Origin of the sequence: Candidatus Salinivivens marinus (assembly GCF_965655845.1) — a bacterium.
GTDB lineage: Bacteria > Pseudomonadota > Alphaproteobacteria > Rhodobacterales > Rhodobacteraceae > Salinivivens > Salinivivens marinus.
Window position 1 is genome coordinate 182,652 of record NZ_CBFHHX010000002.1, and the last position, 15,999, is coordinate 198,650.

The following is a 15,999-nucleotide window of genomic DNA, read 5'->3' on the forward strand; positions in this document are numbered from 1 at the left end:
TTCGTGTCGATGAATCATTTTAGTGACAATTAAAGAGCGCATAAGCGCCGGTTAATGAGGCAGTAAAATGAGTAAACCTTTGCAGCGGATGGCGAGTAGCCTTCCAACTGATCGGATTTTGGTTGGAGATTGCGTAGAATTAATGAATTCTCTTCCAGAATGTTCAGTAGATTTAATTTTTGCAGATCCACCATATAACCTTCAGCTTAAAGGCGATTTACATAGACCAGATAATTCGCGTGTTGATGCAGTAAACGACCATTGGGATCAATTTGATAGTTTTAGAGCTTATGATGACTTTACGAATGCTTGGTTGTCAGCTGCCAGGAGAATTTTAAAAAAGGATGGAGCTATTTGGGTAATTGGTTCTTATCACAATATTTTTAGAGTTGGGTCCGCTGTTCAAAATCAAGGCTTTTGGATTTTAAACGATGTTGTGTGGCGAAAGTCCAATCCAATGCCTAATTTTCGGGGTATGCGTTTTACAAATGCTCATGAAACCTTAATTTGGGCATCTAAATCTAACAAGTCAAAATATACTTTCAATTATGAGGCACTAAAGGCGCTTAATGAGGGTACGCAGATGAGAAGTGACTGGACGCTGCCCATATGCACTGGTCACGAACGTTTGAAAAATGAGAAAGGTGAAAAGGCTCACCCAACCCAAAAACCTGAAAGTTTACTTTATCGTGTTTTGCTCGGGACAACAAACGTGGGTGACCTTGTTCTAGACCCTTTCTTTGGCACTGGTACGACTGGTGCAGTGTGCAAAATGCTGGGTCGTAATTTTATTGGGTTGGAGCGTGAGGAAAGTTACGCAAAAGTAGCAGAAAAGAGAATTAAAAATACTAGATCCTTAGATAACTCAGCTCTGAAGGTTTCAGCGGGGAAACGTTCAGAACCCCGAATACCTTTTGGTCAGCTGTTAGAAAGAGGAATGCTAAGACCGGGAGAACGGCTCATGTCCAACAACGGGCGTTTTACAGCAAGAGTAAGGGCTGACGGAACTCTTGCTGGCGATAGTGTGGTAGGTTCCATTCATCAAGTAGGTGCAAAACTGGAGGGTGCTCCGAGTTGTAACGGTTGGACTTATTGGTGTTTCAAACGGGATGGTAAAAGAGTTTTGATTGACCAGTTGCGTCAACAAATTCGTGATGAAATGGTTGCGGTCTAGTTTTTTCTATGCCTCTTGATGAACGTCGAAAGCTTTTTTAAAAACGGTTGGTAATTCGTTAGAATTAAATTCACCCACAAGTGCAAAAAAACCTCTTTTGGGTTTGCAATTGAGATTAACGAAAGCAGTCTTAAGCGTTATTTCAAGATGAAAATGCGTAAAAGTATGGCGTATTTTTGTTTTGTGAGTTTTCCATTCAGAGACGATTGGGGGAGACTCTTCGGGGTTTTGTGACCATTCGGAAGTAGGCCATCCGAGCATGCCGGCCAATAAACCCTTGTCCGGCCGCCTTTCTAAAAGATAGGCGTCATCAGTTCGTTTGACAATATACATATATCCATATCTGGTTGGCTTTTTCTCCTTCTTGCGTTTGAAAGGTACTAAATTTTGTGATCCATTTTTGTAGGAGAGGCAATGCTGCTGAAGCGGACAAACCAAACATTTAGGTGCAATGGGAGTACATACAGTTGCGCCTAAATCCATCACAGCTTGGGCGTAGTCGCCTGGTCTAACTGAAGGCGTTAAGTTTTTGGCAATTTTTGTTATCTCCTTCTTAGACTCTGGCAAAGGTATTTTGATATCAAACAATCTTGAAATTACTCTTTCTACGTTACCGTCGACAACAACCTCCTTTTTATCGAAGGCGATAGAAGCAATAGCTCCCGCTGTGTAGGGGCCGATACCTGGCAGTTTGAGGAGCGTTTTATAGTCGCTTGGGAATTTACCACCGTAATCAGAAGATATTATTTTGGCACACTTAAGTAAGTTACGGGCTCTTGCATAATATCCTAACCCAGCCCACGCTCCTGTAACTTCACCTTCATCGGCTTGCGCCAACTTTTCTAGTGTTGGCCATTTACTAATAAATTTAATGAAGTAACTTTTAACGGTAGCAACAGTAGTTTGTTGAAGCATTATCTCTGACAACCATACATGATAGGGATTGGGGGTAACACCCGCTATCCTATCTGAGGGACTTATACGCCATGGCATTTCTCGAGCATTTGTATCATACCAATTTAAAAGTAGTGGAGGTTTTACTTTTAAGTTCATTTTCTTATATTTTTTGTCATAACGAGTTTTTTTGCTTAAGGTATATGTAAAGCAGGAATGTTGAAATGCAAAACTCGCGTAAAAAATCTGGTGGATTTAAAAGAACGTCTGAGCTTCTAAAGCGGAGGATAACTCAAGCTAGTGAGGGAAGGGGTTTTTCTGAGACTAGGCTCCTTACGCATTGGAGTAGTTTTGTAGGTAATGGCCTTGCAGAAAAAACACATCCAGTAAAAATTAGTTTTTCGTCCGGCGGATTAGGAGCTACCCTAACGATACTAACGACAGGCCCTCACGCTTTAGAGGTTGAAATGATGAAAACTCAAATCAAAGAAAAGGTGAATGCCGCATATGGATATAATGCAGTAACAAGAATAAATATTACACAGACCGCCGAAATAGGCTTCGAGTTTACAAAGCTTGGTGTGTCTAGTGAGGGACAGGATTGGGATCCAAATCCGTCAATTATTCGTAAGAAGGTAAAAACAAGTCAACAGGTAGAAAGTGTGCAAGACAAAGACTTGAGAGAAGCTCTTGCAGATTTGGAAGAAAAAGTATTAACAAAATCTGAAGAAAGTAAATCATCTAGAAAGCAATAGTATGGGATTGAAATTTATAAGAACTACAGGATTATTTTTTTTAGTGATCGGCGCCATCTTTTGGTTACAACAGCCAAATTTAAATTCGATTGGAAAAAGTCACAAAAACTATTCATCACTACTAGCTTTTGCTGATGAAAATGCCGAGGTGACTATCGCTGAGATGACACTAGGCAGCGAGGAGGCAGAAGTACATATTGTGGAATATGCTTCGTATACATGTCCGCATTGCGCCACATTTCATACCGAAATTTATCCGAGGTTAAAAAAAGACTATATTGAAACGGGTGAAGTCCGTTTCACATACCGGGAGGTTTACTTTGATAAATATGGATTATGGGCTTCTATGATAGCGCGTTGTGCAGGCCCAGAAAAATTCTTTGGCTTAACAGATCTTATATATAAGTCACAAGAAAAATGGACCCGAGCTGGTGATGATGCTGCAATTGTAAACGAGCTATCTAAATTGGCGAGAGTTGCTGGGCTAAACGACCAGAAAATTAATACTTGTCTCAAAGATACAGAAAAATTACGCGCGCTTGTTGAGTGGTTCAAGACAAACGCTTCAAATGATGAAATCAAATCTACTCCATCTTTTGTAATTAATGGAGAAAAGTTTTCAAATATGGGTTATGATGAATTCTCGTCGATTATAGAAAGTAAAATTTCCCAGTAATGGCAGCCCCACTTGAAGGAATAAAAGTAGTTGAATTAGCTCGTATTCTGGCCGGACCCTGGGCGGGTCAGTTGCTGGCGGATCTTGGAGCTGATGTAATCAAGGTTGAGTCAGAAAAAGGTGATGATACGCGGGCATGGGGCCCGCCATTTATTGAGCGAGAGAATGACATTTCAGCTTCTTATTTTCATGGGTGCAATCGAGGTAAGAAAAGCGTAACTGTCGACTTAAGTACCTCAAAAGGTCAAGATCGCATCAAGGAATTGGTAAAAAATTCTGATATTTTAATTGAGAACTTTAAAGTAGGGGGTCTTAAGAAATACGGTTTAGACTATGAAAACCTGAATGCTATTAATAGAGGGCTTATTTATTGCTCAATAACGGGGTTCGGTCAGGATGGTCCGTATGCCACTAGAGCAGGATACGACTATATAATCCAAGGGATGTCAGGTCTGATGTCAATAACAGGCGAACCGGGTGGGCGTCCTTTAAAGACAGGCGTTGCAGTAACAGATATTTTTACTGGCATATACGCTTCAACGGCCATACTCGCAGCACTTCACCAACGCAAAGAAACAGGCAGGGGTCAGCATATTGATATGTCGCTTTTAGACTCTGCAGTGGCCATATTAGCAAATCAGGGCATGAATTACCTATCTACCGGAAGCCCTCCCGGTAGAATTGGAAATTTTCATCCAAACCTTAGTCCCTATCAAGTTTTTGAATGTTCCAATGGTCATATTATAATTGCGACAGGAAATGATCAACAATATCAAAAGCTCTGCAGTATTCTTCAATGTCCAGAACACGCTACAGATCCTAAATATGAAACTAATGCCAAGCGTGTGGAAAACCGATATGAGCTAGACGATATTATTAGTCAAAAAACGAGAAAATGGGAAAAGTTGCATTTATTAGAACAGTGTGAGGAAAATGGTATTCCAGCTGGACCGATTAACTCATTAGATGAAGTTTTTGCAGATGAGCATATCATCCATCGTGGAATGAAACTTACTTTGGAGGGTATACCCAGTATCCGTAGCCCAATAAAGTTCAGCGAAAGTGAATTAGTTTTAGATAAGCCGTCCCCAAATTTGGGCGAACATAATTCTGTTATTTTCCCTGACAACTTAAAATAGGTTTGAAAATTTTCTCCCAGCTCAAAGTTTCATTTAATTTAATTCTAACTGGCAAGGTCATTACCTCGCTTCTAAACTCCTTTGGTAATCGCACATAATCCTTTTCCGTGGTAATAAGTTGAGCATTTTCTGCTCGAGCGCCTACGATCAAGCGCTTCATAATTATTGAAGAAAGTTTCTGGTGATCCGCAAGAGCCTGATAGTCAACTATCTCTGCGCCTTGAGCTCGGAGCGTATCGAAGAAGTTTTCTGGATGGGCAATTCCCGCAAATGCCAAAACTTTCATATTTTCCAAAGATAACCCTGTATTTAAAACCTCAAGATTTGCTATTCCTAGTGGTATATTAATGTAGCTTTTATATATGGATTTGAATGTTTTCTGAGATGTTTCGTTCCCGATTGAAATTAAAACATCTGCCCGCTCCAAGCCACTGCTTAGTTTTTCTCTCAATGGCCCAGCAGGAATGCATCGGTTGTTTCCGAAGGCCTTTTTTGCATTTACGGTCAAAATAGATAGATCCTTGTAAACACTTGGATCTTGAAAGCCGTCATCTAGCAAAATTATATCAGCACCTTCTTTAATTGCGCTTTGTATTCCCTCTGACCGTTTGGTGGCTACCCATGTGGGTGCAAAGGCTGATAGCATCAAGGCCTCATCGCCTACGTCATTTGCTGAGTGCTCTTTGTCATTGACAGATAGAGGACCCATGGCATTACCCCCATATCCACGGGAAACTATATGAACATTGTACTTTCTGTCTTTTAAAAACTCAGCTGCTGATATGGTTGTTGGAGTTTTCCCGGTGCCGCCAGCATTTAGATTGCCTATGCAAATAATAGGAATATCAAATTGCTTCTTTACAGCTTTTGACATTCTTAACTTTGAAAGAAGTGAATAGATATGCCCGAAAGGGACAAGTGCTAGGCTAGAAAAACTTTTTTCATTGTTTTCTGGATACCAAAACTTTGGAGCTAGCATTGTGTAAATCTTTGAAGTTAGTTGATAGCATAAGGGTTTTTAACTCAAACTATCAGCGTAGAAAAGGCCACCTGATGGTGGCCTTTTGAGAATATAAAATTAAAATCCCAAACCTTCGTACTTTTTCTTAAATTTTGACACGCGTCCGCCTTGATCCATTAAACGAGTATTACCGCCCGTCCAAGCTGGATGCGAGCTGGGATCAATATCTAACGAAAGTGTGTCTCCATCCTTACCGTAGGTAGATCGCATTTTCACAATCGTGCCGTCGGTAAGCTTTACATCGATAAAATGATAGTCTGGATGTATATCTTTTTTCATAGCCGCACTCCTCAGGCTTGATTATCGGCTGGTTTATAATTTGAATCTTCAGCAATTCTTGCGGATTTACCTCTCCGAGAGCGTAAATAATAAAGTTTTGCTCTGCGCACTCTACCTCGTCTTACAACAGTGATGCTCTCAATGTTCGTAGAATGTAAAGGGAAAACACGTTCAACGCCTTCACCAAATGAAATTTTTCTTACAGTAAACGAACCGGCTATTCCACCGCCGTTTTTGCGACTAATACAAACGCCCTCGTAATTTTGAACTCTTGTTCTAGTTCCTTCGGTTACCTTGTAACCAACACGAATTGTGTCGCCAGCTTTAAAATCTGGAATTTTTTTCCCAAGCGCCTCTACCTGTTCGGCTTCTAGTTTAGCGATAAGATCCATTGTGATCTCCTGTCGATATGTGGTTTGCCCACAAAATTGAAGTGTTTAAGAGCTCTTGGTCTTCATTCGGATCCCAACATTAAGTCAGTCCGCCAGAGATAAAACAACCATTATTAATTCATCACAATTCGCCCTTTTATGCCGAAGAAAGCATTAAGCTCATTGCTCCCAAGAATACATACATAATGCTCACTCAGGTTGGACAGCGTATAGTAGCCGCAAATGAAAAATACAAGCACTTTGTAAAATCTAGATAAACGTTTATCCGATAAGTTCTAACCCTTACTATTTATTGGGTTAGCTTTTTCCCACATATCAGCCCTGTATTTCTTAGTATTTGATTTAGATTGATTTGCTCGCCACGATTCGATTTTGCCGTGATGACCAGAAGTAAGTATCTTCGGTACTTTTTTCCCTTTCCAATCATCTGGGCGCGTAAATTGATCATGTTCTAATAGGCCGCTGCTATGACTTTCAGTCATCAGACTATCTTGATTCCCTATTACATTTGGTAATAATCGAACCGTGGTATCGATCATAGCCTGAGCTGCTATCTCACCACCTGTCATCACAAAATCACCCATAGAAACTTCTTCAACCCCGTAGTGATCTATAACACGTTGATCTATTCCTTCAAACCTACCACATATCAAAATGATGCCTTCAGTCTTTGACCAGTTTTGTGCTAGTGACTGATTAAAAGTTTTTCCACGAGGCGATAGGTATACCAATGGCGTAGAGGTTTTTGCGTGAGATAATGCTTTTTCTATAGCTGGTCCCAGAACGTCTGCCCGTATGACTAGTCCGGGACCACCACCACTTGGAGTATCATCAACTTTTTTATGTTTCCCAATGCCAAAATCTCGCAGATTGATAGTAGATAAAGTCCAAATTCTATGTTGCAAAGCTTTTCCGGTCAGACTTAAACCCAGAACTCCCGGAAATGCTTCAGGGAATAAAGTAATGATTTGTGCTTTCCATGAGCTGTTTATAACTTCATTGTTGGTAATTAGCGATGTCGGTTTTTCGGATAAACTTATCCTTTTAAGTCCGTGCGATTTTGCCTCTTTTACCATTCTAAGCTCCCGGCAATAGCCCATCTGGTGGATCAGTTACAATGCGCCGAGCCGCGATGTCCACTGTGGGGACTGCTTCTTTGGTAAACGGAATCAATATACTCGTTTTCAAATTTACTCCATGAATCTCCAAAAGGTCTCCGGCACCATGGTTTAAGACAGCCTGAACTTTTCCCAATTCCTTCCCTCCAGTATCATAAACCATCATTCCAATCAGGTCACTGTAGTAAAATTCATCCTCTTGCAACGATGGCAAACGGTCGCGCGGAACAAAAAGCTTTGTGCCCTTTAGGTCATCTGCCTGTTCCTTATTCACTATGCCAGAGAGACGGGCCGCCAGGCCATTTTTCAACCGTCCAGTGACCACAATCTCGAAGCATTTATCTCCATTTTCTGTCTGTAATGGAGCATAATTCGCAATATCGTTTGGGTTCGAAGTAAAGGATTTAAGCCTCACCTCTCCCTTTACTCCGAAAGCTCCAGCCAAAGCGCCAACACATATTAATTTAGACCCGTCTATCAATAATTTACCTTTATTATATTTCTATAAGTAAGATCAGTTAGCCTAAAAATATCATAAGCATGGATGAGATATGGATTAAAACATATCTATTTTCTTCAAGTGGCGGCTGCCTCTTTATTGTCTCCCGACGCTTCTTCTGCTGGTGCCTCTGCAGCTGCTTCTTCTGCTGGTGCCTCTGCAGCTGCTTCTTCTGCTGGTGCCTCTGCAGCTGCTTCTTCAGATTTTGCTGCTTTTGCCTCTAAGCGCTCTTTTGCTTTAGTGCCCAACTCTGCTTTCTTTGGATTGTTTCTCTCAGTTTTGGGAAGAACACCTGCTGCTTCTAGCATCCGTGCTATTCTATCTGTGGGTTTAGCTCCGTGACCCAGCCAATGTTTAATTCTATCCATATCCATTTTCACCCTATCTTCACTGTCTTTGGGCAAAAGTGGGTTGTACGTCCCAAGCTTTTCTATAAAACGACCATCACGAGGCATGCGGCTATCTGCAGCAACTATTCTATAGAATGGCCTCTTTTTACTGCCCCCTCGGGCTAAGCGAATTTTCATTGACATTTGTTTATCTCCTTCAGAAATTTAAATTAATTTTGTTGTTGTTTATGGTGATGAATAACTTCTTCAACAATGAAACTCAGAAATTTTTTTGCAAATTTAGGATCCAGGTTTGCTTCAACTGCAAGTTGCGAAAGACGTTTGATCTGTTCTTCTTCTCGAAGTGGATCGGATGGTGGAAGATTGTGTTCGGCTTTCAGTTTTCCGACAGCCTTTGTGTGGTTAAATCTTTCACCAAGAGTATAAATCAATATAGCGTCAAGCCGATCTATACTTTTCCGATGATCTTTTAAAATTCTTTCAGCTCTTTCTGAGTTATTTTCTATTGTCAATGTCTTAGATCCTTAAGGTAGAGCAAAAATAAAAATTTTAGTAATATGCTACTGTTTTGGTCATAATAAATTTAATTAGTTTTCATATCTTCAGCGGAGGGATGACGATACATGTAGCAATGCCCCATATTGTCATTATGGTACTCTTTCTCATAAGTAGCATTTAGTCTTTTCGCTAAAGCAATTGAACGTTTGTTTTCTGGTACAATGTTACTTGTTATCGTGGTAAACCCTAAGTTAGAATAGGCCCAAGATCTCACAGCTTTTGCAGCCTCGAAAGCAACACTTTTCCCTTCAAAATTTTCGAAAACAACCCATCCTAACTCGGGTTCTGGCCAACCTTCGGGAAACCATACCCCACAGAGACCGGCTATTTCTTTTCCCTTCGTTACTATTGTAAAATAGCCAAAACCGTGCAGATGCCAGTGTCCAATATTTAATGCAAACCAGCGCCATGCGTCTCCGCGGTTTAACAAAGCACCAAAGAAGATCGAGCGTTCCTCGTTTTGTAAAAAAGCTATGGTAGGCTCTATGTCGACCTTTTCTGGCCCACGTAGGATTAAATTTTGAGTTTCTATTACTGGAGAGTTTGTTAGTGACATTATATTATTTTTTAACTCTAGAGAAATCTCGTGAAACCTGACCTAAAGACCAATTTGCAATTAAAAAGGTAATCATTTTCTTTTACCGAGCCCTGAAAGACCTGGTGGAAGACCTAAACCGGGTAATTTCCCCGATGGAAGGCTTCCCCCTAATTGTTTTGCAGCTTTTTCCAGGTCTTTCGCATCCATATTTTTAGGATTAAAGTTTTCGAGGTCAGCACCTTTCCCAAACATCCCACGCATGGCCTGTTTGAGCATTCCTCCTCGACCCATTTTCTTCATTACATCCGACATTTGACGATGCATCTTTAGAAGCTTATTCAGTTCACTAACTTCCATGCCGGAACCTATCGCAACCCTTTTCTTCCTACTGGCTTGTAAAATTTGAGGGTTAGCTCTTTCCTTTTTTGTCATAGAGTTGATAAGGGCAATTTGCCGCTTAAATACCTTATCATCCATACCTGCTTCAGAAGCTTGTTTAGCCATTTTTGCGGCACCAGGCATCATTCCCATAATACTTTCCATGCCGCCCATTTTCATCATTTGCTCAAGCTGTAACTTAAGGTCATTCATATTGAACTGGCCTTTTTGAAATCGCTTCATCATTTTTTCGGCTTGCTGGGCTTCAATTGTTTCTTGAGCCTTTTCAACTAAGGCTACAATATCACCCATACCCAGTATTCGACCTGCGATGCGTTCAGGTTCAAAAGTCTCGAGGGCGTCGACTTTTTCGCCAACACCCACAAATCTAATTGGCTGACCCGTCACAGCACGCATCGACAGAGCAGCTCCTCCACGTCCATCGCCATCCATCCTTGTAAGTATGACGCCTGAAACACCTATTTTATCATTGAATTCTGTAGCCACGTTGACAGCGTCTTGTCCTGTTAAGCCGTCAACTACGAGCAAGGTTTCTCGTGGTTTTACAATATCGCGGATTGCTGCTGCCTGATTTATTAGCTCATGATCAATGTGTAGCCTGCCAGCAGTGTCCAATAAATATACGTCATAGCCTCCAAGCGCTGCTTGAGTTTTAGCCCTTTTTGCTATAGTTAGCGGGTCCTCGCCTTTAACTATGGGTAGTGTATCGATACCGATTTGTGAGCCAAGGATTTGTAATTGTTCCATTGCAGCGGGCCGATTTACATCAAGTGAAGCCATTAAAACGCGCTTATTATCCTTATCTCTTAGACGTTTGGCTAATTTCGCTGACGTGGTTGTCTTGCCAGATCCTTGCAAGCCGACCATCAATATTGGTGACGGTGGATGGTCAATTTTTAAATTTTCATCTGTACCCGTGCCCGTCAGCATAGCTACCAGTTCGTCATGAACAATTTTTACCACTTGCTGACCAGGTGTGACGGACTTTGTTACATTCTGACCAGTTGCTTTTGATTCAACAGATTTTATAAAATCTCGGGCGACTGGTAAGGAAACATCGGCCTCTAAAAGTGCTATCCTAACTTCTCGAAGTGCGGTCACCACATCTTCGTTTGATAAGGCACCTTGCTTGGTAAGGCGACCGAATACGCCAGATAACCGTTCTGACAAATTTTCAAACATGAACTGACCTTTTTAAATCTATCTTTCACCCTTAGCACTCTGGATGTGAAACAACAAACGCCCCCGTGGGCGAAACTCGCTGACGGGGGTCGATTCCATGTTCGACAGAACCGGAAGTTTCACACTTCCCTGAATTACTTGCCGCTTATTCCAGATTCAGTATCAAGTCAAGGCTTGAAGCAGAGTAAAGTTTTCCATTCTATTCACTTAGTGACAACTAATTTTTTTTTGTTAGGTCGATGTGTGATTCAATTAGCCTCTCAAGGTCTTCAATATCTGGAATATCAAATTGACCAAAACTAAGCATCCAAACACTAGCGTCACGAATTCCATCTGGCTCTAGTTTGCACCAATTAACTCTTCCGCGCCTTTCTTGTGTAATAAGACCTGCATTACTAAGGATAGTTAAATGCTTGGATATGGCTGGCAGCGACATATCAAAAGGATGTGCTACGTCGGTTACTGCCATATCGTCCTCCAACAACATTATAAGTATTTCTCTGCGGGTAGCATCTGAGAGTGCAGAAAATAGTTCATTTAACTTTGCTTGCATACTGGTCTTATCCTTTTATCAATACTTAACCATATGGTTAAATATAATAAAATTTCAACTTTATTGAAAAAGTCGCAGGTGGGAACAGTTTTTTGTATAAAAACCAAATAAAAACAATCGGTTAAAATTTGATGGATAAGCTTAAACCAGAGGTTGACAGTAATCGAATGAAATAATAACTACAAGGTAAATTTGGAAATTCGTTCATGTCGGACAATGATCCATTAAAAGACCTTGGGCAAAAGATTCAGTCTGCAAAGAAGAGCTATGAGGTTGAGCCAAAGGTTGAAGGCCACCATTCGGGGTTGCAACATGCCTGGAGGATGGTAATTGAGCTGGTAAGCGGCATGGCTATTGGCTTCGGTCTTGGGTATGGATTAGATGTTTTATTTGGGACGTTGCCCATATTAATGATTGTTTTTACGCTGCTTGGCTTTGTGGCGGGTGTTAGAACCATGTTGTCAACGGCGCGCGAGATTCAAAAAGACCAGGTCATAAATCGATCTGAGAAAAGTGAGAGGAATAAATAAGTGGCTGCAGCAGCGCAACCGTCAGAAAAATCGGATGGACTTGTATTTCACCCAATGGATCAATTTATTGTACAACCTCTGTTTGGGTCAGGTCCTATTCATTGGTATACTGTTACAAATGTGACTTTGTGGATGGGTTTGAGTGTAGTTGCCCTTGTTTTGGTTATGTTGGTAGGGACATCCAAAAGAGCGCTAGTTCCAGGAAGAGCACAATCTATTGGTGAGCTTGCATATGGATTTGTGCATAAAATGGTAGAGGACGTAGCGGGTCGTGACGCAGTTCCATATTTTCCCTACATAATGACGTTGTTTATGTTTATCGTTCTATCGAATTTCCTAGGTCTTTTGCCTATGTCTTTCACAACAACATCTCATATAGCGGTCACTGCAGTGATGGCAATTGCCGTTTTTCTTGCCGTTACAGTCCTTGGATTCGTGAAAAACGGCGTTGGATTTTTCTCTCTCTTCTGGATATCTTCAGCGCCATTAGCACTTCGTCCGGCATTGGCACTGATAGAAATTATTTCTTATTTTGTTAGACCAGTTAGTCATTCAATTCGACTGGCTGGAAATATGATGGCAGGTCATGCCGTTATAAAGGTCTTTGCTGCATTTGCAGGTGTGGCATTGATTTCGCCATTGTCTGTGGTGGCTATAACAGCAATGTATGCCCTTGAAACGTTGGTTTCTTTTATACAAGCGTATGTGTTTGCGATTTTAACATGTGTGTATCTTAAAGATGCACTTCACCCTCATCATTAATCAGTTTAAAAATCAAGGAGATTTCGAATGGAAGGCGATATAGTTCAAATGGGTGCTTATGTGGGTGCAGGTTTAGCTTGTACTGGCATGGGTGGTGCTGCTATCGGTGTTGGTCATGTTGTAGGAAACTACATTTCTGGCGCACTCAGAAACCCTTCAGCAGCAGCTGGCCAAACGGCCACAATGTTTATTGGTATAGCGTTTGCTGAAGCACTTGGAATCTTTTCATTCTTAGTAGCATTGTTGTTAATGTTTGCCGTATAAGGTTTCTACTTTGCAAGGACATGAGCCAGTCTGCGCTCTGTCCTACAAAAAGTAGTACAGGAGTTTGTTATGGCTGCGAGTACAGATCAGGTTGCTAGTAAATGTATTGACGGGTACGGTAGTGCCATTGGTATGCCGCAACTTTGTGGTGATTGGATGGCCAACCAAATTTTTTGGTTAGTTGTTACGCTAGTAATAATCTTTTTAATTCTTTCGAGAATAGCGTTGCCGCGAATTGCAGAAGTGCTGGCAGACCGGCAAAGCACAATTACCAATTATTTAACCGCGTCTGAAGAATTAAAATCAAAAGCAGAAGAGGCGGAGCGCGCTTACACGCAGGCTTTAAATGATGCACGCAGCGAGGCCTCACGTTTATTGGACGCCTCAAAAGCAGAAATGAAAAAAGAATTGCAGGCTGCCATTAACAAGGCGGATGCAGAGATAAGCGTTAAGGTCGGTGAAAGTGAGAAATCTATAGCCGAAATTAGAAATAACGCTATGGCTAGCATTGAGAAGGTCGCAAAAGATACTGCTAAAGAAATTGTTGTAGCTTTGGGTGCCAAAGCAGACGCTAAAACAATCAATGCTGCTGTTTCCTCAAAAATGAAGGGCTAGACATGCGTTACACTTTACTACTCTCTTTTTCAGTTACAGCGAGTCCGCTATTTGCTGCGTCAGGTCCATTCTTTTCATTGAAAAATACGGATTTTGTAGTTTTATTATCGTTTTTACTATTCGTAGCAATTCTTTTTTATTTTAAAGTACCAAAGTTATTGGGGGGAATGCTAGATAAGCGATCTGCTGGTATCCAGGTAGAAATTGATGAAGCGCGGTCTTTAAGAGACGAAGCTCAGTCTCTTCTGGCGTCTTATGAGCGCAAACAGAAAGAAGCAATGGAGCAAGCCGAACGAATTCTGGAAACTGCAAAGGCTGACGCATCTGCAGCAGCTGAGCAAGCTAAGATTGACCTTAAAGACTCTGTGGCAAGGCGTATGGCTGCTGCTGAAGAGCGTATTTCAACAGCACAGGCATCTGCTGAGAAAGAAGTGCGGGATGCTGCGATTAAAGTTGCTATAGCGGCTGCAAGTGAAGTGGTTGCGAAACAGCTTACTTCAGCCGAGTCCAATAAACTTATTGATGCTGGAATCCTAGAAATCGAAAATAAACTTCATTAGATAAGTAAGACGATTCCAGCGAGTTGCTTCCGTAGTTTTGCAATCTAAGATTAAATATCGTTTGCTGCGTATAGGGATAGGGCTCGCAAAAGTTTAGATGGGCCTTATCGTTTCCCATAATAAAGCCCGACCACGTGTTCAGCTTCGGCAAAAAATAACCAACGAGAAATGAACAAACCCACTACATGACTTATAACTGCTAGTGCAGCGAGTAGATGGGAAAACGGTAAAGAAAGCAGCAAAACCGGTGTCCCAATCATTAAAATAAGTGTTATTATTCTCAACTTCGCGGAATGATTACGACCAACAATGTAAACAAATTCTTTTAGCAAATAATTGGTACCAGTGTGTGGCGGTTCAAAAGCACGAACGTCTCCAAGGGTACCCAAACCAGTACCACTTCCAATAGTGGTCCCAGATAACGCCAATGCCCGGTCACCTTTTATCCAAACTATCAACTGAAATAAGCCTGCAATGATAAGTAAGAAAAGACAAACTTTAATTTGGCCTGCCAAAAGTGCACCACCGCCCACGGACAATGATAAAAAATATACAGGAGTTAATTTTGTGTTCCATCTTGGTATCGATTTTAATTGAGCGTAGATCATTGAAGTAGTGAATACTGTCACAAGGGACATAATGGCGCCTAAAACTCCAAGTATTCGAATGTCATAGTCGAAAAATATTCTGCCTATCGCATAAATTGCCATTACAGAAAGTGTAAAAATTGCTGCTATAGCTTCCCTGCTGAGCCAACTACTTCTCCATTGTTTGAATGCCTTTAGTGATCTTTCAGGCCGTCCCAAATGGAAAGTTGATGAAATAAGACCACCAACGGCTAGCCCAAATCCGATGGCAAAAAAGATAAATGCAGCACCACCCGTCACATCAGGCATTTGTAAGCCTAAAAATACTAAAAGACCAAATCCTAGACCAGAAAGTGCTGTAAATATTATTACGGATGGAGTTGGGTGCATTAAATCTTATCCAATTGTTTATTCAGCCAACCAATGAAAGTATCAGGTTTCTCTGCAACAGGCTTAAGCAATGGTGCGAGTATATCTATTTCCTCCAAAGTATCTTTTGGCCGCGGCGGCAAATATTTGTTTACTGGTTTTGTTTCTTGTTCTGGCATCAAATCAATTCCGCCACGCTCTGTTACTAATTTACTCACTTGGCTTTCAGGGTCATTGAAATCGCCAAAGTGTCTAGCCCCGGCTGGACAGGTACGAACACATGCAGGAATTTGATCATCTGGTTCTAAATTTTCATTATAAATCCGATCTACGCACAGGGTGCATTTTTTCATTACTTTTTCGACGCTATCCATTTCACGTGCGCCGTATGGACATGCCCACGCACACAAACCACACCCGATGCAATCGCTTTCGTTAACAAGTACAATTCCGTCTTCATATCTCTTATAACTTGCCCCAGTGGGACAAACTGTAACGCATGGGGCATCCTCGCAATGTAGGCAAGACTTTGGAAAGTGTACTAATTGGGGAGTTCCTTCTTCTGGTGTGACTTCATATGAGTGAACACGATTAAGGAAGGTTCCTACAGGGTTTTGTCCGTAAGCATCTACATCAGCGAGTGGTGCGCCGTAATTTTCAGTATTCCATCCTTTGCAAGAAACGACGCATGCGTGACACCCAACGCAAGTATCCAGGTCAATCACAAGGCCTAATTTTCTTTCTGTTTTTTCTGGTAATGTCGTCATACTAATACCTAATAGTCA

General features: G+C 41.3%; 22 protein-coding genes. 9 read left to right on the plus strand and 13 right to left on the minus strand.

Features of this window, described 5'->3' with window-relative positions:
* Positions 1 to 67: 67 nt before the first annotated feature.
* Positions 68 to 1,174 (plus strand): site-specific DNA-methyltransferase, encoded by a 1,107-nt coding sequence (locus ACTF5Q_RS03135; RefSeq protein WP_438953241.1) that lies wholly within the window; start codon positions 68 to 70, stop codon positions 1,172 to 1,174.
* 6 nt (positions 1,175 to 1,180) lie between these two features.
* On the opposite strand, the gene mutY is transcribed toward ACTF5Q_RS03135, so the two are convergent.
* A complete protein-coding gene (gene mutY / locus ACTF5Q_RS03140) occupies positions 1,181 to 2,227 on the minus strand; it encodes an A/G-specific adenine glycosylase (RefSeq protein WP_438953242.1) in 1,047 nt (348 codons plus the stop codon).
* A 65-nt stretch (positions 2,228 to 2,292) separates the two neighbouring features.
* Here mutY and ACTF5Q_RS03145 point away from each other — a divergent pair, with 65 nt between their 5' ends.
* From ACTF5Q_RS03145 to ACTF5Q_RS03155, 3 genes are read left to right on the plus strand one after another with little or no spacing between them, the layout of a single operon-like run.
* On the plus strand, positions 2,293 to 2,823 hold the full coding sequence (locus tag ACTF5Q_RS03145) for a DUF721 domain-containing protein (RefSeq protein ID WP_438953243.1): 531 nt from the start codon (positions 2,293 to 2,295) through the stop codon (positions 2,821 to 2,823).
* A 1-nt stretch (position 2,824) separates the two neighbouring features.
* Positions 2,825 to 3,499 carry a DsbA family protein gene (locus tag ACTF5Q_RS03150; protein WP_438953244.1) on the plus strand — a complete coding sequence of 225 codons (675 nt, stop codon included), beginning with the start codon at positions 2,825 to 2,827 and terminating at the stop codon, positions 3,497 to 3,499.
* Positions 3,499 to 4,638: a CaiB/BaiF CoA transferase family protein gene (locus ACTF5Q_RS03155; protein WP_438953245.1), complete on the plus strand. Its 1,140-nt coding sequence runs from the start codon at positions 3,499 to 3,501 to the stop codon at positions 4,636 to 4,638. The genes ACTF5Q_RS03150 and ACTF5Q_RS03155 overlap by 1 nt, the downstream gene beginning before the upstream one ends.
* Here the strand turns inward: ACTF5Q_RS03155 and lpxK are convergent.
* The 10 genes from lpxK to ACTF5Q_RS03205 all read right to left on the minus strand — a co-directional run bounded on the left by lpxK (position 4,613) and on the right by ACTF5Q_RS03205 (position 11,527).
* The gene (gene lpxK, locus ACTF5Q_RS03160; RefSeq protein WP_438953246.1) at positions 4,613 to 5,617 is read right to left on the minus strand and encodes a tetraacyldisaccharide 4'-kinase; all 1,005 of its coding nucleotides are present in this window, start codon (positions 5,615 to 5,617) and stop codon (positions 4,613 to 4,615) included. The two genes, ACTF5Q_RS03155 and lpxK, sit on opposite strands and share 26 nt — an antisense overlap.
* A 99-nt stretch (positions 5,618 to 5,716) precedes the next feature.
* Positions 5,717 to 5,938 carry a 50S ribosomal protein L31 gene (gene rpmE / locus ACTF5Q_RS03165; RefSeq protein ID WP_153693772.1) on the minus strand — a complete coding sequence of 74 codons (222 nt, stop codon included), beginning with the start codon at positions 5,936 to 5,938 and terminating at the stop codon, positions 5,717 to 5,719.
* A gap of 11 nt (positions 5,939 to 5,949) precedes the next feature.
* Entirely contained in the window at positions 5,950 to 6,330 is a 381-nt protein-coding gene (gene rplS / locus ACTF5Q_RS03170; RefSeq protein ID WP_154034016.1) for a 50S ribosomal protein L19, read from the minus strand.
* Positions 6,331 to 6,605: 275 nt separating this feature from the next.
* Positions 6,606 to 7,406 carry a tRNA (guanosine(37)-N1)-methyltransferase TrmD gene (gene trmD, locus ACTF5Q_RS03175; protein ID WP_438953247.1) on the minus strand — a complete coding sequence of 267 codons (801 nt, stop codon included), beginning with the start codon at positions 7,404 to 7,406 and terminating at the stop codon, positions 6,606 to 6,608.
* A gap of 1 nt (position 7,407) precedes the next feature.
* Complete coding sequence (rimM, locus tag ACTF5Q_RS03180; protein WP_438953318.1) at positions 7,408 to 7,926, minus strand: ribosome maturation factor RimM; 519 nt, start codon at positions 7,924 to 7,926, stop codon at positions 7,408 to 7,410.
* Between the two features lie 98 nt (positions 7,927 to 8,024).
* A complete protein-coding gene (rpsP, locus tag ACTF5Q_RS03185; RefSeq protein WP_438953248.1) occupies positions 8,025 to 8,480 on the minus strand; it encodes a 30S ribosomal protein S16 in 456 nt (151 codons plus the stop codon).
* Positions 8,481 to 8,506: 26 nt separating this feature from the next.
* Positions 8,507 to 8,803, minus strand: coding sequence for a chorismate mutase (locus ACTF5Q_RS03190; RefSeq protein WP_438953319.1), 297 nt, complete (start codon positions 8,801 to 8,803; stop codon positions 8,507 to 8,509).
* Between the two features lie 77 nt (positions 8,804 to 8,880).
* On the minus strand, positions 8,881 to 9,411 hold the full coding sequence (locus tag ACTF5Q_RS03195; RefSeq protein WP_438953249.1) for a GNAT family N-acetyltransferase: 531 nt from the start codon (positions 9,409 to 9,411) through the stop codon (positions 8,881 to 8,883).
* A gap of 72 nt (positions 9,412 to 9,483) precedes the next feature.
* Entirely contained in the window at positions 9,484 to 10,974 is a 1,491-nt protein-coding gene (gene ffh / locus ACTF5Q_RS03200; protein ID WP_438953250.1) for a signal recognition particle protein, read from the minus strand.
* Between the two features lie 217 nt (positions 10,975 to 11,191).
* On the minus strand, positions 11,192 to 11,527 hold the full coding sequence (locus tag ACTF5Q_RS03205; RefSeq protein ID WP_438953251.1) for an ArsR/SmtB family transcription factor: 336 nt from the start codon (positions 11,525 to 11,527) through the stop codon (positions 11,192 to 11,194).
* A gap of 206 nt (positions 11,528 to 11,733) precedes the next feature.
* On the opposite strand from ACTF5Q_RS03205, the gene ACTF5Q_RS03210 reads away from it, so the two are divergent.
* The 5 genes from ACTF5Q_RS03210 to ACTF5Q_RS03230 all read left to right on the plus strand — a co-directional run bounded on the left by ACTF5Q_RS03210 (position 11,734) and on the right by ACTF5Q_RS03230 (position 14,258).
* On the plus strand, positions 11,734 to 12,057 hold the full coding sequence (locus ACTF5Q_RS03210; RefSeq protein ID WP_438953252.1) for an AtpZ/AtpI family protein: 324 nt from the start codon (positions 11,734 to 11,736) through the stop codon (positions 12,055 to 12,057).
* Between the two features lie 54 nt (positions 12,058 to 12,111).
* On the plus strand, positions 12,112 to 12,819 hold the full coding sequence (locus ACTF5Q_RS03215) for a F0F1 ATP synthase subunit A (protein ID WP_438953320.1): 708 nt from the start codon (positions 12,112 to 12,114) through the stop codon (positions 12,817 to 12,819).
* Positions 12,820 to 12,846: 27 nt separating this feature from the next.
* Positions 12,847 to 13,083, plus strand: coding sequence for a F0F1 ATP synthase subunit C (locus ACTF5Q_RS03220; RefSeq protein WP_153693781.1), 237 nt, complete (start codon positions 12,847 to 12,849; stop codon positions 13,081 to 13,083).
* A 69-nt stretch (positions 13,084 to 13,152) separates the two neighbouring features.
* Positions 13,153 to 13,698 (plus strand): F0F1 ATP synthase subunit B', encoded by a 546-nt coding sequence (locus ACTF5Q_RS03225; RefSeq protein WP_438953253.1) that lies wholly within the window; start codon positions 13,153 to 13,155, stop codon positions 13,696 to 13,698.
* A 2-nt stretch (positions 13,699 to 13,700) separates the two neighbouring features.
* Positions 13,701 to 14,258, plus strand: coding sequence for a F0F1 ATP synthase subunit B (locus ACTF5Q_RS03230; protein WP_438953254.1), 558 nt, complete (start codon positions 13,701 to 13,703; stop codon positions 14,256 to 14,258).
* A gap of 104 nt (positions 14,259 to 14,362) precedes the next feature.
* On the opposite strand, the gene ACTF5Q_RS03235 is transcribed toward ACTF5Q_RS03230, so the two are convergent.
* The gene (locus tag ACTF5Q_RS03235; protein ID WP_438953255.1) at positions 14,363 to 15,235 is read right to left on the minus strand and encodes a dimethyl sulfoxide reductase anchor subunit family protein; all 873 of its coding nucleotides are present in this window, start codon (positions 15,233 to 15,235) and stop codon (positions 14,363 to 14,365) included.
* Complete coding sequence (locus ACTF5Q_RS03240; RefSeq protein WP_438953256.1) at positions 15,235 to 15,981, minus strand: 4Fe-4S dicluster domain-containing protein; 747 nt, start codon at positions 15,979 to 15,981, stop codon at positions 15,235 to 15,237. Before ACTF5Q_RS03240 ends, ACTF5Q_RS03235 begins: the two co-directional genes overlap by 1 nt.
* Between the last annotated feature and the right edge of the window lie 18 nt (positions 15,982 to 15,999).

Coding starts and splice junctions, on each gene's coding strand:
- ACTF5Q_RS03210 (WP_438953252.1), top strand. CDS start 11,734: ATGTCGGACAATGATCCATTAAAAGACCTTGGGCAAAAGATTCAGTCT.
- ACTF5Q_RS03240 (WP_438953256.1), bottom strand. CDS start 15,981: ATGACGACATTACCAGAAAAAACAGAAAGAAAATTAGGCCTTGTGATT.
- trmD (WP_438953247.1), bottom strand. CDS start 7,406: ATGGTAAAAGAGGCAAAATCGCACGGACTTAAAAGGATAAGTTTATCC.
- ACTF5Q_RS03225 (WP_438953253.1), top strand. CDS start 13,153: ATGGCTGCGAGTACAGATCAGGTTGCTAGTAAATGTATTGACGGGTAC.
- rplS (WP_154034016.1), bottom strand. CDS start 6,330: ATGGATCTTATCGCTAAACTAGAAGCCGAACAGGTAGAGGCGCTTGGG.
- ACTF5Q_RS03215 (WP_438953320.1), top strand. CDS start 12,112: ATGGATCAATTTATTGTACAACCTCTGTTTGGGTCAGGTCCTATTCAT.
- ACTF5Q_RS03195 (WP_438953249.1), bottom strand. CDS start 9,411: ATGTCACTAACAAACTCTCCAGTAATAGAAACTCAAAATTTAATCCTA.
- ACTF5Q_RS03145 (WP_438953243.1), top strand. CDS start 2,293: ATGCAAAACTCGCGTAAAAAATCTGGTGGATTTAAAAGAACGTCTGAG.
- ACTF5Q_RS03150 (WP_438953244.1), top strand. CDS start 2,825: ATGGGATTGAAATTTATAAGAACTACAGGATTATTTTTTTTAGTGATC.
- ffh (WP_438953250.1), bottom strand. CDS start 10,974: ATGTTTGAAAATTTGTCAGAACGGTTATCTGGCGTATTCGGTCGCCTT.
- rpmE (WP_153693772.1), bottom strand. CDS start 5,938: ATGAAAAAAGATATACATCCAGACTATCATTTTATCGATGTAAAGCTT.
- lpxK (WP_438953246.1), bottom strand. CDS start 5,617: ATGCTAGCTCCAAAGTTTTGGTATCCAGAAAACAATGAAAAAAGTTTT.
- ACTF5Q_RS03155 (WP_438953245.1), top strand. CDS start 3,499: ATGGCAGCCCCACTTGAAGGAATAAAAGTAGTTGAATTAGCTCGTATT.
- ACTF5Q_RS03235 (WP_438953255.1), bottom strand. CDS start 15,235: ATGCACCCAACTCCATCCGTAATAATATTTACAGCACTTTCTGGTCTA.
- ACTF5Q_RS03230 (WP_438953254.1), top strand. CDS start 13,701: ATGCGTTACACTTTACTACTCTCTTTTTCAGTTACAGCGAGTCCGCTA.
- ACTF5Q_RS03135 (WP_438953241.1), top strand. CDS start 68: ATGAGTAAACCTTTGCAGCGGATGGCGAGTAGCCTTCCAACTGATCGG.
- rpsP (WP_438953248.1), bottom strand. CDS start 8,480: ATGTCAATGAAAATTCGCTTAGCCCGAGGGGGCAGTAAAAAGAGGCCA.
- ACTF5Q_RS03220 (WP_153693781.1), top strand. CDS start 12,847: ATGGAAGGCGATATAGTTCAAATGGGTGCTTATGTGGGTGCAGGTTTA.
- mutY (WP_438953242.1), bottom strand. CDS start 2,227: ATGAACTTAAAAGTAAAACCTCCACTACTTTTAAATTGGTATGATACA.
- ACTF5Q_RS03205 (WP_438953251.1), bottom strand. CDS start 11,527: ATGCAAGCAAAGTTAAATGAACTATTTTCTGCACTCTCAGATGCTACC.